This window comes from Streptomyces sp. NBC_00442, assembly GCF_036014195.1.
GTDB lineage: Bacteria > Actinomycetota > Actinomycetes > Streptomycetales > Streptomycetaceae > Streptomyces.
Genome location: NZ_CP107918.1, coordinates 5,145,386 through 5,160,474, shown reverse-complemented (window position 1 = coordinate 5,160,474; position 15,089 = coordinate 5,145,386). Strand labels below are relative to the sequence as shown.

The following is a 15,089-nucleotide window of genomic DNA, read 5'->3' as shown; positions in this document are numbered from 1 at the left end:
GGCGCGGACTCTCCTTCGTACGACGAAGCCCGCCCCCGTTGTTCCGGGGGCGGGCTCCTGGGCCTCGCATCAGCCAACTACCGCTCGGTGTACGTCCGCTGAGCGGAGGCTGTCCGTCAGCTGTCGGCCGGCAACCGGCGGACGACGGTCATCAGCTGACTTCTGTCAGCCGTCAACCGTCAACTGACGTCCGGCGGCCGTCAGCTGTCGGCCGGCGCCGAGACCGAGGACTGCGCCTGCTCGGCCGCCGCCGTCTTCTTGGTGGCGGCCTTCTTGGCAGTCGTCTTCTTCGCCGCCGTCTTCTTGGCCGCCGTCTTCTTCGTGGCGGCCTTCTTGGCGGTGGCCTTCTTCGCCGTCTTGCGGGCCGCCTTCTTGGCCGGTGCGGCCTCGTCGGCGGCGTCCGCGGGCTCGGCCGGGGCGGACTCCTCGGCGGCCGGGGCGGACTCCACCACGACGACCGCGGCGTCCTCGGCGCCCGAGGGTGAACCGGCCGGGGCCGTGGCCTTGCGGGTCGCACGGCGGCGCGCCTTCGGCGGGGCGGCGACGGGCGCCTCCTCGACGACGGGTTCGGCCACCGACGCGGCGGGCTCGGCCACGGGCTCCGGCGCCTTCGGCTCCTCGGCCTTGTGCTCGGGCTCCGTGACGACCACGACCGGCTCCGCGGCGGCCGTGGCCGGCGCGCCCGCCGGGGCGGTCGCCTTCCGGGTGGCGCGGCGACGGGTCCGGCCGCGCGGCGCGTCGTCCTCGATGAACGAGGCGACCGTCACCGCCGCCGGAGCCTGCACGGCCTCCGGCTCCTCGACCGCGGGAGCCGGGGCCGCCGGGGTCTCGACGGCCGCGGCGCGGGGCGCACCGGCCGGCGCGGAGGCCTTGCGGGTGGCGCGGCGGCGGGACCTGCCGCCGCGGGCCGCGGACTCCGCCTCGGCGACGCTGCTGTACAGCTCCTCGTCGGGCACGAACTCGGGCTCGGCGAGCGCGACGGGCGCCGCGACCTCGGCGGCGACCTCCGCCTCGGTCTCGACGACCTCGATGTCGTCGGCATCCGGGGCCTCGTGGGCCTCGTGCTCGTGGGTGTGCTGGTCGTGCTCGGCGCCGCCGCGGCCGCGCTTCTTGGCGCGCTTGCCCGCACCGCCGGAGGCGGCCGGCTGCTCCATGTGCACGATCACGCCGCGCCCGTTGCAGTGGACGCAGGTCTCCGAGAACGACTCCAACAGGCCCTGGCCGACCCGCTTGCGGGTCATCTGGACCAGGCCGAGCGAGGTGACCTCGGCCACCTGGTGCTTGGTGCGGTCGCGGCCCAGGCATTCGAGCAGCCGGCGCAGGACCAGGTCGCGGTTGGACTCCAGGACCATGTCGATGAAGTCGATGACGACGATGCCGCCCAGGTCGCGCAGCCGCAGCTGGCGCACGATCTCCTCGGCCGCTTCGAGGTTGTTCTTCGTCACGGTCTCTTCGAGGTTGCCGCCCTGGCCGGTGAACTTGCCGGTGTTGACGTCGACGACGATCATCGCCTCGGTCTTGTCGATCACCAGCGAGCCGCCGGACGGCAGCCAGACCTTGCGGTCCAGCGCCTTGGCGAGCTGCTCGTCGATCCGGTACGTCGCGAAGACGTCGACCTCGCTGGTCCAGCGCGTCAGGCGCTCGGTGAGGTCCGGGGCGACGTGCGCGACGTAGCCGTGGATGGTCTCCCACGCCTCGTCACCGCTGACGACGACCTTCGTGAAGTCCTCGTTGAAGATGTCGCGGACGACGCGGACGGTCATGTCCGGCTCGCCGTAGAGCAGCGACGGCGAGGACGTCGAGATCTGGCCGGCCTTCTTCTGGATGTCGGCCCACTGCGCCTGGAGGCGCTCGACGTCGCGGCGCAGCTCGTCCTCGCTGGCGCCCTCGGCGGCGGTGCGCACGATGACGCCCGCGTCCTCGGGGACGATCTTCTTGAGGATGGTCTTGAGGCGCGCGCGCTCGGTGTCGGGCAGCTTGCGGCTGATGCCGGTCATCGAGCCCTCGGGCACGTAGACCAGGTAGCGGCCGGGAAGCGAGACCTGGCTGGTCAGGCGGGCGCCCTTGTGGCCGATCGGGTCCTTGGTGACCTGGACGAGCACCGACTGGCCGGACTTGAGGGCGGCTTCGATGCGGCGCGGGCCGTTGCCCATGCCGAGCGACTCGAAGTTGACCTCACCGGCGTACAGGACGGCGTTGCGGCCCTTGCCGATGTCGACGAACGCGGCCTCCATCGACGGCAGCACGTTCTGGACCTTGCCCAGGTAGACGTTGCCGACGTACGAGGTGGCCTGCTCCTTGTTGACGTAGTGCTCGACGAGCACGTTGTCTTCCAGGACGCCGATCTGGGTGCGCTCGCCGCTCTGGCGGACGACCATGACGCGCTCGACGGCCTCGCGGCGGGCCAGGAACTCGGCCTCGGTGATGATCGGGACGCGGCGGCGGCCCTGCTCGCGGCCTTCGCGGCGGCGCTGCTTCTTGGCCTCCAGACGCGTCGAGCCCTTGATGGACTGGACCTCGTCGGCGGAGGTGGAGCCGGACGCGGCATCGATGCGCTCGCGGGTGGTGCGCGGCTCGCGGACCTTGACGACGGTGCGCTCGGGGTCGTCGGCGCCGGTCTCGGCCTCGGGGCCGGAGTCGCCGGAGCGGCGACGGCGGCGGCGCCGGCGACGGCTGCTGCTGGTGCCCGCGGCGGACGGGGTGCCGTCGGTGTCGTCGTCCTCGTCGTCCTCTTCCTCGGACTCGGCGGGGGCGTCGCTGTGCTCGGCCTGCTCGGCCGGCTCGTACGTCTGCTCCTCCGCGGCGTCCTCCGCCTCGGCGGAGTCGCCGCGGCGACGGCGACGGCCGCCACGGCGACGGCGGCGCGAGGGACGGTCGTCGTCGCCCTCGTCGGAGTCCACGTCGGCGTCGGCCTCGGCGGGCTCCTCCGTCTGCTCCTCGACCGGCTCAGCGGCGGGCTTGTCCTGGACGGGCTCGGCGCTCTCGCCACGACGGCGACGACGGCGCGAGCGGCCCTGCGGCTCGGCCGGCTCGTTGGCGGTCTGGACGGCCGTCACGTCGTCCTCGACGGACTGGGCGGCCTCGGCGGGCGCTGCGGGCTCTTCGACGCGGGCGGCGGCAGCGGCGGCCGCGGCCGTCTCCGGCGTCTGGAACATGGGCTCGGTGAAGACCGGTGCCTGGAACACGGCGACGGCGGGACGCGTGGCGCGGCGGCGGGAGCGCCCGGCGGGCTGGGGCTCCTCGGCCTGCGGCGCGGGCTGCGGCTCCGGCTCGACGGGCGTGAACTGCGGGGTGGAGACGGGCCGGGCAGCACGGCGGCGGCCGCGGCCGCGCGGCGCCTCGTCCTCGGCGGCGGCCGGGGTCTCGACCGCGGCCGGGGTCTGTGCGGCGGCCGGGGCGGGGGCCTCGGCCGGCTGCTCGGCGGCCGCGGGCTGCGGGGATCCGGCGGGGGCGGTCGCCTTGCGGGTGGCACGGCGACGGGTGCGCGGCGCGGGCGCCTCGACGACGGGCGCCTCGACGACGGCCTCCTCGTCCTCCTCCGCTTCGGCTGCCTCGTCGACCTCGGCGGGGGCGACGGCCTCGGCGACGGCGGGGGCCGCGACCGTGGTCTGCGGGGCGGTCGCCTTGCGGGTGGCGCGACGGCGGGTGCGGGGCGCGGGCGCCTCGGCGGGCTCGTCCTCGCCGACGTTCTCGGGCGCCGCGGCGACGACCGGGGCCTCGACGACCTCGATCTCCTCGGCGGCCTGCGGCGCACCGGCCGGGGCGGTCGCCTTACGGGTGGCACGGCGGCGGCCACGGGGCGCGGACACCTCGGCGCCGTCGTCACCGGCCTGGGCGGCGGGCGCCTCGGCGGAGGCCGGCGCCTGTGCCGGTGTCTGCGCGGGCGTCTGCGCTGCCGGTGTCTGCGCTGCCTCTGCGGCCTGCGGCGCACCGGCGGGCGCGCTCGCGGTGCGCGTGGCGCGGCGGCGAGTGCGCGGGGCCGGAGCCGCGGTCTCGTCGGCGGCCGGTGCGGCCTGCGCGGTGTTCTGCTCCGCGGCCGGTGCCGCGGTCTCGGTGCCCTGCGCACCGGCCGGGGGGCCGGCGGGCCGCGACGCCGCGCGGCGCCTGCGGCGCGGCGGCAGCGTGTCGCTGGGGCTGTTCTGGTCGTTGGTCGTGTTGTCCCCGGCCGTACCGGGTTCGTTCTGCTCGAGCATGCGGGCGTAGCTCCCGTCACGCTCCCGGGCGCCGCGCCTGTTCCGGTCCGGCGGCACGTCCCGCGTGATGTGCGCGGGTGCCGCCGTCCGGGGCGCGGGCGCCGCACGGGAGCTGATATGTCTGGCTCGCCGGTTCCCTGCGCGATGTACGCACGGCCTGGCGAAAGTCTTTTAGGTCAGTGCGCGGCCCGACCCAGGTGGCTCCCGAGTGCCAGGGCTGCGCTACGACGGCCGCCCTTACGCGGCGGGACCTTCCGGCGCCGTCGCAGAGACGGTCCCGGCGGCCGTTTGTGGAGCGGCCGGGGCTGCCTCGCGGTCGGGCGCGAGCGGGTCGGTCACCGTGCCGGACTCCTCGTCGAAGAGCCCCTGCGCCAGCCTGGTCACCGCTGCGGGGACCGGCGGCGCCAGGTCGGCCACAGCTCGGAGACCGGACAGGACGTCGTCGGGTCGTACGGCAGGTGTCAGGTGCCGCACTACCAGCCGCAGTATCGCACAGGCGTCGTCGAGAGGCCTATCGGCCTGCGGGGAAAGAGCCTGGAGCTCGGCAACGGCGCCCCTCGTGTCGAAGGTGCGCATGCCGTTCTTGGTCTTGCGCTGGACCTCGACGGTCTCGGCGGCGAGGAACGTCCCGACGGCCTTCTCGGCCGCCTCGACGGTGACGCCGTCGAGCCGCAGCTCCCAGACGGAGGCGGTCAGCCGGTCGGCGAGACCGGAGGTGCGCGCCTCGACCGCGTCGATGACGTCGAGCCCGGTGGGCAGCGATTCGTCGAGCAGGGCGCGCAGTTTCTCGGGGTCGCGCTGTGCGGTGAGCGCGATCTCCAGGTACTCGGCCTCGGAGCCGACGCCGGTGGGGGCCGCGTTGGCGTACGACACCTTGGGGTGCGGGGTGAAGCCCGCCGAGTACGCCATGGGCACCTCGGCGCGGCGCAGGGCGCGCTCGAAGGCGCGCTGGAAGTCTCGGTGGCTGGTGAACCGGAGGCGGCCGCGCTTGGTGTAGCGCAGGCGGATGCGCTGCACCGCGGGTGCGGGCGGCGGGCCTTCGGGCTGTCGCTTGCCCAGTGGTTCTTCTCCTCGTGCGGGGCGGGCGCGGCGAGCGCCGCCCACCGTCCTGTGGGGGCCCCTCCGGTCACGGCCCGTCCGCCGCCCGGCTCATCCCTCCGCTTTGCTGAGGGAGATCTCGGGGGCGGGCACCGCGCCGGAGGCAGTAGTTGTACTACCCAGAGTACGCGCCCGGTGCTCCGGTAGTTCCCGCGCCGGCCCGCCGACCAGCGCCCGCCAGGCGTCGCGCCGGGCCGTGCGCACGGTCTCGCGGGCCGAGACCAGCGCTTGGCGCGCGGCCCGGCCGGCCTCGCGCAGGGCCCGCCGGGCCGGTCGGAGCACGGCGTCCCGCACCCAGTGCCCGACGGGCGTGAGCAGGGTCGCGTACACCCAGCGCACCGGCAGCCCGACAAAATTCCGGACGAGCCACGCGAGCCCCCGCCCCACGGCCCGCGAAACGAACCCGGCGGCCCGCCAGGCGAACCCGATCGCCACGCCGATCTCGCGCACGACGACGAGGGCGCCCCGCCCGAGCGGCGTCAGGACCGCGCGGTACAGCCACCGGGCGGGAACCACGAGGAGCAGCACACCGAGCGCGGCGAGCCCGGCCCCGGCCAGCGTCACGAGCCGGGCGGTCCCGTGCCCGACCGGGATGAGCACGTACCGGTAGAGCCATGCCGCCGGCACGACGAGCCCGTACCGCAGCACGGGCGCGAGCACCCGGCGCCACAACGCACTCCAGGGCCACACGAACAGGGCCCGAAGGCCCCATACGAGGCCGACCCCGACCCCCTTGCCCACCCGGGCAAGCCCGGCGCCGATCCCCCGGCCCGCCCGGACGAGCCCGCGCCCGACTCCCCGCCCCACCCACGCGAGTCCGAGCCAGACCCCGCTCAGCACCCACCCGACGGCCCGCCCGGCCGGCGCGAGCACGACCCGGTACACCCACACCGAGGGCGCCACGAGCAGCATCCGCACACCCCACGCTCCAGCGGCCGCAAGTCCCCGCCCGACCGCACCGAGCCCCGCCCCGACCACCCTCCCCAGCCACGCGATCGCATGCCCGGCCGGCGTCAGCACGACCCGGTACGACCACCCGGACGGGATCACGACCAGCACCCGCCACAGCGGCGTGAACACCCTTCGCCGCAGCACCTTCGCACCGGCCACGAGCAGGTCCCAGACCATTCGCACGGGCACGACGAGCACGAAGACGACGATCCGCACGGGCACGCGGACCACGACGGTGAGGCAGCCTTCGGAGGGCTGCGGGGACGGACGGTTCTCCATGCCGTCCAGGACGCACGAAGGGGTCCAAACGTTGCTCGCCCGGCCTCCTGACCTGCGTCAGAGGTGGGGGGCGAGCAGGGTGAGCCGCAGCAGTGCGGCGACGGCGAGCACCGCTGGAAGGGTGTACCACCATCCGCGCAGCCAGGCGAACCTGACACAGGGCCATGTCAGCGCCGCCATCACCGCCGAGAGGACCAGGGCAAGACCCGCGGCGAAACCGGAGTGGGCGACGGTCTCACTGTCCCAGGGGCCGGCGGGCCTGGCCATGTAGGCGAGGAAGACGAAGTAGGCCGCGCCCGGATGCCCCAGAACGAGGACGAGGCCGCACGCCGATGCGCTCAACAGGGGCCGGTTGCCGGATATTCGTCCGACCGTACCTGTCGGCGCCCGGGAGGCGGAGGGACGGGCGCGACCGCTCATCGCGGGATCTCCTTGATTTCGTCGGCTCGCGGTCGACGCCGCCGCGTATGCCTGAGAGCTGCGGAGAGGGCTGTGAGAGTAGCTCGTTCGTTGCCGAGCCCTCGGGTGAATCCGCAGCGCAGCACGGAGACGTGACGGAGATCGCCACGACACCCCTCGCCGGTCGCCTTGTTGGTCGGGCCGAGGATGCCGCCCATCCAGAAGTCATCCGTCGGCGTGTACATACAGACTCGGGTTACGGATTGTTCCAGTCCGCGTCCGGCGAGGTGGACGTGTACCGCTCCTTGGCCCAGGCGCTACTGGGCCTTCTCCGGGCCCCGGCGAGTACGTTCCTACCTCACACAGGAGCGTCAGCTCGGCGCTCCGAGCTGACGCTCGGGGTCTGTCGCGACAGTGCCCTCGAACTCACGGCTTCTTACTCAGCGCGTGCACCACGTCGCTGTACCTGTCGTATTGGCTATTACGGCAGTCAGCGCGGAGACTCTCGGAGGCCTTGAAGCCGTCCGCACGCCCCTTGGCCCAGATGTCGAGGAGTCGTACACCCTGTTCGGTAAAGCCCTTGGACTCGGCCGCCGTGTCAGCAGCGTCCAGTTGAGCCGCCCAATTGCCACGGATGTAGCCGACCGGATCGGATTCGTAGCTCGGTGGTGGGTTCGGTGCCGATTGCTTCAGCGCCTCGATGACATCGCTCCTCCACTTTTTCCCTGCCCCCGCCGAAGAGCTCTGGCTGACATCGTGCGCAATGGCGTCGAGCACTCCGAGGGCCACGGAGTTGCCGACGGGGGGCAGAGTGAGTGTCACTCCGCGAGCTGGGTGCGGGATGCGGGTCAAAATGCGAGCGGACTGGCGAGTCTGAGCATCGCGGACGCGTGCGTACGCGTTCGGACTGGCCGCAACCGCCCGGGTGACGCGGATGAGAGTGTCGTCCCAGACTGCCATGTGCACGCCGGCAGCATCGCTCCAAGGCCGATCATCCGAAGCGTGCTCGACGTAGCGGGCGTCGAGCCCTTTGAAGATCTCGTAGGTGTCCGGCGCGTAGTCCGCGATCAGTTCCGCGAGGGGAAGACGGAGAGACGGGTCGATCGACTTCTGCCCGGAGTTGGTGAGGGCATCGTCCGTGCCCTGCAGAATTTCCCGCATGGCTCGCACCTGCGCCGCAGTATGCCCCTCGGTACCCTTCCCGCCTGCAGCCGTCTGCAAGGCCGTGCCCAACTCCGAACAGGACATGCCCTTCTGATACCCGGCTCCCAGAGCGTCCTTGATCTTGACGTTGGAAAGCAGCGCCGAACAGTCGACCGGCCCGTCGGCGTCGTCAACCATCCCCCACCACCACACCCCTGAGCCCGCTGCCGCCACGACCAGCAACCCGACAACCAGCACGGGCAAGGCTCCACGTCCGAGCCGCTTGGGGCACGGCGGGGCAGTCGGTGTCTCAGGAGATGCGGGGGCAGTCATCCGGCCTGTCTCATCCATAGGGCGTTCAGTTGGTCGTGTCAGTGAGATAAGCACGCGCGTCTGCCACGCCTGTGGTGTGCCCCGAGCGGATCTCCTTGGTCAGTCCTTGGACGTGGTCTCTGCCTTCCGGGGTGTCCATGTCGTAACGCTCCCTGCCCCAGCCGTCGACCAAGACCTGCATCCTCGTGTTGGTGTCCAGGTATCGGTCGTTGATGGCCTCATTGGCCTTGGCGTCGGCGTCTGCCTTCATGTCGTTTCCCCACACCCACGCCAAGGTGTCCACGCCACGCTGCAAACCATCCCCCACGGCGATGGACCCACCCGCGGTGGGGATGGCCATGGGGGTGATGGCGCCGCCGATGATGTGGTAGGCGACCTTCGACTTCCAGTCCGCTGCGCTGTAGGCCCCCGTCCGTTCGTCGTTGAGCACGTCTTCCCGGATCGCGTCGTACGCGCCGAGGGCTGCCCCCGACTTGGCAAGTGGGTTGCTCTCGGAGTAACCCGCGGCACCATGCGGCAACTTGTCCAGCTCGGCGTTGATGTACCGCGTCTCCGCCTTGTCCATCGTGGCGTAGGCGTCGGGGTTTTCGGACACCCCTCGCATCACGTGGATCATGGTGTCCATCGGGGTGGACAGGTGCGCCCTGTCGGGGTGGTCGGAGTCCATGAAGTAGCCGTTCTTCATGTGCGTCGCATAGTCACCGTCGAGACCGCCCAGGATCTCGTGGCTGTCCGGCGTGTACTCAGCGATCGCCCGCGCAATTGGCACCTGAAGGTTGTGGTGAACCTCTGTCGACGGTCCCTGGTCGAGAGCCCTGAGGATGCCGTCCATGACGCGAGTCTGCTCCGCCGTGTGTGTAAACGTCGGCAGTGGTTCCTGCGCGACGGGACAGGGCACGTGCCCGTCGCCCCGGCCTGCAGGGCAGCAGCCAGACCCGTCCGGCTCAGTGGGTCGTCCTGCTCCAGGTAAGCAACACCGGTATAGACGTGCTTGGGCCAGTCGCGGGTACCGTCTCCATGGCCCGCGAGGTAGTGCAGGTGGTCGTTGCCGACGTGGTCGCTCGCGGGGCCGTTCCCCGCGGGGTCAAAGAACGCCGTGGCTGCCTCGGGGTTGCGGCTCATCACGTTGAGCGTGGAATCAAGGGCATCGGCCCGGGTACCGTCGTGTCCGGGACCCCATTCCGTGAATATCCCTGGGTGTTTCTTCTCGGCAGCGATCATGTCGTCAGTCACTTGGTACAGGAACTGATCGTCGAACTTCTTGTCGCTCTGTTCCATCATGCTGGCCAGCGATTGGTAGCCGTACAGCGGATTGGTCTCTGAGCCGTAGTTCTTCGTGCCGAACTTGTCGAGGCTCTCGCTCCACTGTTTGTAGAAGCGACCGTCTTCGCCGGCGAGCCAGTGGGCGAACGCTTTTGAGCCGGGCGGCATGCCCTTCACCGTGTCAGGAACATTCGTGGCGGTCGCGAGGGTGTGGGCCAACCCGCCTTGTAGTTCCATGTACTCGGACTTGTTCGCCTTGTCGGATGCGTAGGCGCGATCGTTCAGGGCGTTGGTGAGTTTGATGGTTCCGTCGGGGCCCAAGTCCGACAGCAAGGTTTGACTGAACGCCTTGTTGTCGGAGTTGTCACGGAAGGACCGCCGAAGCTCGGCGAGATCGGCGGCGGAGACATGCCCACCGTTGTTGATACGGGTGGCGATGTCCGCGGCATTGTCCGCCTCGTACTGTTCGATGTCGCCCTTGGCCTCGCCGTTGAAGCCATTCGGCGTGCCATCCAAGAGGTCGGAGTCGGCAACGGCAGCCTTGAAGGCGATCTCAACACCTTCGTCAGCATCGGTCGCATCCTGGACACACTGATCGATGCGATGCTGCCACGAGGCGACTGAATTCCTGACGCTCGCCTGGTAGTCAGGGTCATGCACGAGAGCCTGGTGCTCGTCTTGAGTGAGCTTGGTGTAGTCGTATGCGACGACGCCTTGGTCCGACACCTTCATGCCGGCCTTGAGCGCTTCATCCCGGGCTGTCTGCAGCTTCTTTTGCAAGTCTACGAACTGCGCATGCGCATCGCGGAAGAGCGAGGCAATGGCTTTACTCTCGACCTGTGCCTTCTCGAATTCCTTGAGCGTGATGTCGAAGGTGTGATGGGCAGCGTCCGCGCTCAGCCCCGACCACGTCTGTCCCATGGATATGCCGTGAACATCCCGGCGATAGGCCGTCGCCTGCTTGTGGAATTCTGTGGCCATACCATCCCACCGCTCGGCCGCGGTGGTGAGCGTAGTCAGGTCTGCTGTGAGGATCTCGTGATACGTCGGCATGGTTTCCCCCCGGATGCTGCCGAGTCGGCCATTAAGCTGGGCTGGATGGACTCAGTAGGCGTCCAGGGATGACGAGGCGCGCACCTGGGCGAGGACGCCGAAGTCCGTGCCCTGCAAGACGGTGTAGGTACTCCGCAGGGCGGCCTTCTCCGAGGCCAGCCTCTTCATCAGGCCACTCACCTGCTCGTCCCACTGCTTGTGGGCGGCCTTCACCGCGGACGACGTCACCCAGCCGTGGCCGTCCTTGGCGCCGAATGCTTTGACGACCGCGGCGGTCTGCTCGTCCGTCCAGTTCCCGGCCGTCCTCGTGTCCGGCTCGATGTGTCGCTCGATCGCCTCGGCTGCAGCCCGCTTCTCAGCAGGCGTCGAAGCCAGGTCCTTCTGACCACCTGAGGCACCAGGGGTGACTATGCCGCTCGCATCTGCCGGAACCTGATCGATCCGCATATGAGGTGAGGGGTTCCCTGGTGTCATGACTCTCCGCCCCCCTGGCCGTCGGACATATGTACGCGCCAGCATACTGAAGCCGGTTCGCAGCCATGCCGCCGCGGTATGCCTCACTCCCTGCGGCTGTGCGGGGTCAGTAGCTGGAGAAGTCCGCAAACAGCTAAGAGGCGCCCGGAGCTCTCGCTCCGGACGCCTCCTCCGGCCATACCCTGCGACCTCGGACCCCAGCCGCGCTGTCTTCCGGGCTGGGACGAGCCGTTCAGCCATGGCGCCGGGCTGCTCGCCGACAGGTCAGGAAGGTGTCTTCACGCTCAGAGGCAGCAGCTTCTTCCCCGTGGGCCCGATCTGGATGGACGTGTCCATCTGGGGGCACACCCCGCAGTCGAAGCACGGCGTCCAGCGGCAGTCCTCGACCTCGGTCTCGTCGAGCGAGTCCTGCCAGTCCTCCCACAGCCAGTCCTTGTCGAGGCCCGAGTCGAGGTGGTCCCAGGGCAGGACTTCCTCGTAGGTGCGCTCGCGGGTGGTGTACCAGTCGACGTCCACGCCGAAGGCGGGGAGCGTCTTGTCGGCGCAGGCCATCCAGCGGTCGTAGCTGAAGTGCTCGCGCCAGCCGTCGAAGCGGCCGCCGTCCTCGTAGACGGCGCGGATGACGGCGCCCACGCGGCGGTCGCCGCGGGAGAGGAGGCCCTCGACGATGCCGGGCTTGCCGTCGTGGTAGCGGAAGCCGATGGAGCGGCCGTACTTCTTGTCGCCGCGGATCTTGTCGCGGAGCTTGGTGAGGCGCGCGTCCGTCTCCTCGGCCGACAGCTGCGGCGCCCACTGGAACGGGGTGTGCGGCTTGGGCACGAACCCGCCGATGGAGACGGTGCAGCGGATGTCGTTCTGCCCGGAGACCTCGCGGCCCTTGGCGATGACGTTGACCGCCATGTCGCCGATCTGGAGGACGTCGTCGTCGGTCTCGGTGGGCAGGCCGCACATGAAGTACAGCTTCACCTGGCGCCAGCCGTTGCCGTACGCGGTGGCGACGGTGCGGATGAGGTCCTCTTCGGAGACCATCTTGTTGATGACCTTGCGCATGCGCTCGGAGCCGCCCTCGGGGGCGAAGGTGAGGCCCGAGCGGCGGCCGTTGCGGGTCAGCTCGTTGGCGAGGTCGACGTTGAAGGCGTCCACCCGGGTCGAGGGCAGCGACAGGCCGATCTTGTCGTCGGTGTAGCGGTCCGCGAGGCCTTTGGCGATGTCGCCGATCTCGGTGTGGTCGGCGGAGGAGAGGGAGAGCAGGCCCACCTCTTCGAAGCCGGTGGCCTTGAGACCCTTCTCCACCATCTCGCCGATGCCGGTGATGCTTCGCTCCCGCACGGGGCGCGTGATCATGCCGGCCTGGCAGAAGCGGCAGCCGCGGGTGCAGCCGCGGAAGATCTCCACGGACATGCGCTCGTGGACGGTCTCGGCGAGCGGGACCAGGGGCTGCTTGGGGTAGGGCCACTCGTCGAGGTCCATGACGGTGTGCTTGGAGACCCGCCACGGCACGCCCGACCTGTTCGGTACGACACGGGCGATGCGGCCGTCCGGCAGGTACTCGACGTCGTAGAAGGCGGGCACGTAGACGCTGCCCGTCCGCGACAGGCGGAACAGGACCTCTTCGCGGCCACCGGGGCGGCCCTCGGCCTTCCAGCCGCGGACGATCTCCGTCATGTCGAGCACGGCCTGCTCGCCGTCGCCGATGATCGCGCAGTCGATGAAGTCCGCGATCGGCTCGGGGTTGAAGGCCGCGTGGCCGCCCGCGAGGACGATCGGGTCGTCGATGGTGCGGTCCTTGGACTCCAGCGGAATGCCCGCGAGGTCCAGGGCCGTGAGCATGTTGGTGTAGCCCAGCTCGGTGGAGAAGCTGAGGCCGAAGACGTCGAACGCCTTCAGCGGGCGGTGCGAGTCCACGGTGAACTGCGGCACCTTGTGCTCGCGCATGAGCTCTTCCATGTCCGGCCACACGCTGTACGTGCGCTCGGCGAGGACGCCCTCGCGTTCGTTCAGTACCTCGTAGAGGATCATGACGCCCTGGTTGGGCAGCCCGACCTCGTACGCGTCCGGGTACATGAGCGCCCAGCGGACGTCACACTCGTCCCAGGCCTTGACGGTGGAGTTGAGCTCACCGCCGACGTACTGGATCGGCTTCTGCACATGCGGGAGCAGCGCTTCGAGCTGTGGGAAGACGGACTCGGCAGACATCTCGACCTTCGTGGGCGGCAGGGGGCGACTCTCTAGCGTAACGCGAGCCGGGTCGCCCCCTCGCACGACGATCACGCCCCGGCGGCCCGCAGGCGTCTGCGGAGCTTCGCCTGGGCGGCGCGGGCCCAGAGTCCCGGCAGGTCCCGCTCGCGCCGGGCGGCCGTCGCCTCCTCCCGGCCGTACAGGAGTCCCCAGGTGAACGCGGACTCGCCGGCGGCGTGGGCCTGGGCGGCCAGGAGCCGCAGGGTCTCACGGGCGACGACGCTGTCCTGGTGGTCGCCGAGCGCGTTCTGCACGGCCTTCAGGCGCTTGGTGATCTTCTTCGCGGGTGTGCCGAGCGCGGGTGCGGCGGCCTCGGCGGCGTACCGCGCGCGCTTGGCCGCCTTGCGGGCCTGGTGGAGGGCGACGTCGCGGTCGCGGCCGGGGTCGAGATCGAGCGCGGTGGCGATGCGGCCGGCCAGGCGCCGGTAGTCCTTGAGCACGGCCTTGGGCAGGACCTCGGCGGCGGGCCGGGCGGCGGCGGGGCGCAGGGGCGGCGCCGCGAGGAGCACGTCGAGGGTGTCGAGCAGGGCGAGGTAGCGCTCGCCGTCGAGGGCGGCGAGGATCCGGCGCCGGGTGCCGGCGGAGCGGGTCGCGCTCCAGATGCGGAGCCGGGCGCGGACGGGGCCGAGCTGCAGGGTGCGGGGCACTGCCTTGAGGTGGGAGCGCAGGCGGTGGGTGAGGACTTCCCGGTCGCGGTCGACGCCGAGTTCGGCCGCGAGCCATTTCAGTTCGTCGCCGACGGGGTCGGTGACGGCCCGGTCGACGACCTTGGCGTACGACGTGAACGCGCTGCGCAGGCGTCGGGTGGCGACGCGCATCCGGTGGACGGAGTCGGGCAGTTCACGCCGGACGGCGGGGTCGAGGGCGACGATGGCATCGCGCTGGGTGCGCAGGTAGCCGAGCACGTGGGCGCCCGCGGTGCCGTCGGCGAGGGCGGGGCCGGGGGCGCGCCCGGTGGGGCCGGGCCGCTTTTCGGGGGCCGTCTCGCGCAGGGCGCGGGCGACCTTGGAGGCGCTGGTGGAGGGCAGGATGCCGGCCTCGGCGAACACCTCGCCGATGCGGTCGAGGACGGTCTCGTCGTGGATGCCGTCGGCGAGTTCGACTTCGATCTCGGTCCAGTCGGTGGACGAGGAGCCCTCGCGGAGCCCTTCGGCGCGGACGGTGTCGATGCTGAGCTCGGCGACGAAGGCGCCGTCCTCGGCCAGGAGGTGGCGTACGTCCCGCGAGGACCGCAGCCGTACGACGGGAACGAGCGCGCCGCCCCGGACGCGGGAGCGCAGCAGGGCAAGGAGCGGGCGCGGCGGGTCGTCGCTGAGCGGGGCGCGGATCTCGTCGCGGATGCCGGCGGAGACGGGGACCTTCAGGTGCCAGCCCGCGTCCGCGCCACCGGTCCTGCGGCGCAGGGTGAGGGAGTCGGCGTCCAGGCGCAGGTCCCGGGTGTCGTAGTAGACGGCGTCGAGTTCGACGATGCCCTGGTCGGCGGCCTCGGCGATACCGGGGACCGCGGTCAGGCCGGGCAGCCGGGGCCGGGCCCCGTCCGACGCGGGAAACTCGAATTTCCGCTCGATCTCGCGCTTCGTGTCCGCCATGTACCGAATCTAGACGCGATCGGCGCCGAACGGCAGGGCGCCCGGACCGGCACTGGCCGGTCCGGGCGCCCGTGTC

At 71.0% G+C, this 15,089-nt stretch carries 10 protein-coding genes; all 10 read right to left on the bottom strand.

The genetic code is table 11. The annotated features are described in order from the left end of the window. Positions 1–200: 200 nt before the first annotated feature. The 10 genes from OG432_RS23000 to OG432_RS22955 all read right to left on the bottom strand — a co-directional run bounded on the left by OG432_RS23000 (position 201) and on the right by OG432_RS22955 (position 15,013). On the bottom strand, positions 201–4,193 hold the full coding sequence (locus tag OG432_RS23000; RefSeq protein WP_328312841.1) for an Rne/Rng family ribonuclease: 3,993 nt from the start codon (positions 4,191–4,193) through the stop codon (positions 201–203). A 237-nt stretch (positions 4,194–4,430) separates the two neighbouring features. Next, entirely contained in the window at positions 4,431–5,210 is a 780-nt protein-coding gene (locus OG432_RS22995; protein ID WP_328312840.1) for a TIGR03936 family radical SAM-associated protein, read from the bottom strand. 132 nt (positions 5,211–5,342) lie between these two features. Continuing rightward, positions 5,343–6,521, bottom strand: coding sequence for a hypothetical protein (locus OG432_RS22990; RefSeq protein WP_328312839.1), 1,179 nt, complete (start codon positions 6,519–6,521; stop codon positions 5,343–5,345). A 57-nt stretch (positions 6,522–6,578) separates the two neighbouring features. Beyond that, positions 6,579–6,941 carry a hypothetical protein gene (locus OG432_RS22985; protein WP_328312838.1) on the bottom strand — a complete coding sequence of 121 codons (363 nt, stop codon included), beginning with the start codon at positions 6,939–6,941 and terminating at the stop codon, positions 6,579–6,581. Positions 6,942–7,346: 405 nt separating this feature from the next. Next, positions 7,347–8,321, bottom strand: coding sequence for a hypothetical protein (locus OG432_RS22980; protein WP_328312837.1), 975 nt, complete (start codon positions 8,319–8,321; stop codon positions 7,347–7,349). Positions 8,322–8,421: 100 nt separating this feature from the next. Continuing rightward, positions 8,422–9,081, bottom strand: coding sequence for a hypothetical protein (locus tag OG432_RS22975; protein ID WP_328312836.1), 660 nt, complete (start codon positions 9,079–9,081; stop codon positions 8,422–8,424). Further along, positions 9,078–10,712: a hypothetical protein gene (locus tag OG432_RS22970; RefSeq protein ID WP_328312835.1), complete on the bottom strand. Its 1,635-nt coding sequence runs from the start codon at positions 10,710–10,712 to the stop codon at positions 9,078–9,080. Before OG432_RS22970 ends, OG432_RS22975 begins: the two co-directional genes overlap by 4 nt. Positions 10,713–10,763: 51 nt before the next feature. Next, a complete protein-coding gene (locus OG432_RS22965; protein WP_328312834.1) occupies positions 10,764–11,159 on the bottom strand; it encodes a hypothetical protein in 396 nt (131 codons plus the stop codon). A gap of 291 nt (positions 11,160–11,450) precedes the next feature. Then, positions 11,451–13,382, bottom strand: a complete 1,932-nt coding sequence (locus OG432_RS22960; protein ID WP_328312833.1) for a TIGR03960 family B12-binding radical SAM protein — start codon at positions 13,380–13,382, stop codon at positions 11,451–11,453. A gap of 71 nt (positions 13,383–13,453) precedes the next feature. After that, positions 13,454–15,013, bottom strand: coding sequence for a CYTH and CHAD domain-containing protein (locus OG432_RS22955; protein ID WP_328312832.1), 1,560 nt, complete (start codon positions 15,011–15,013; stop codon positions 13,454–13,456). Between the last annotated feature and the right edge of the window lie 76 nt (positions 15,014–15,089).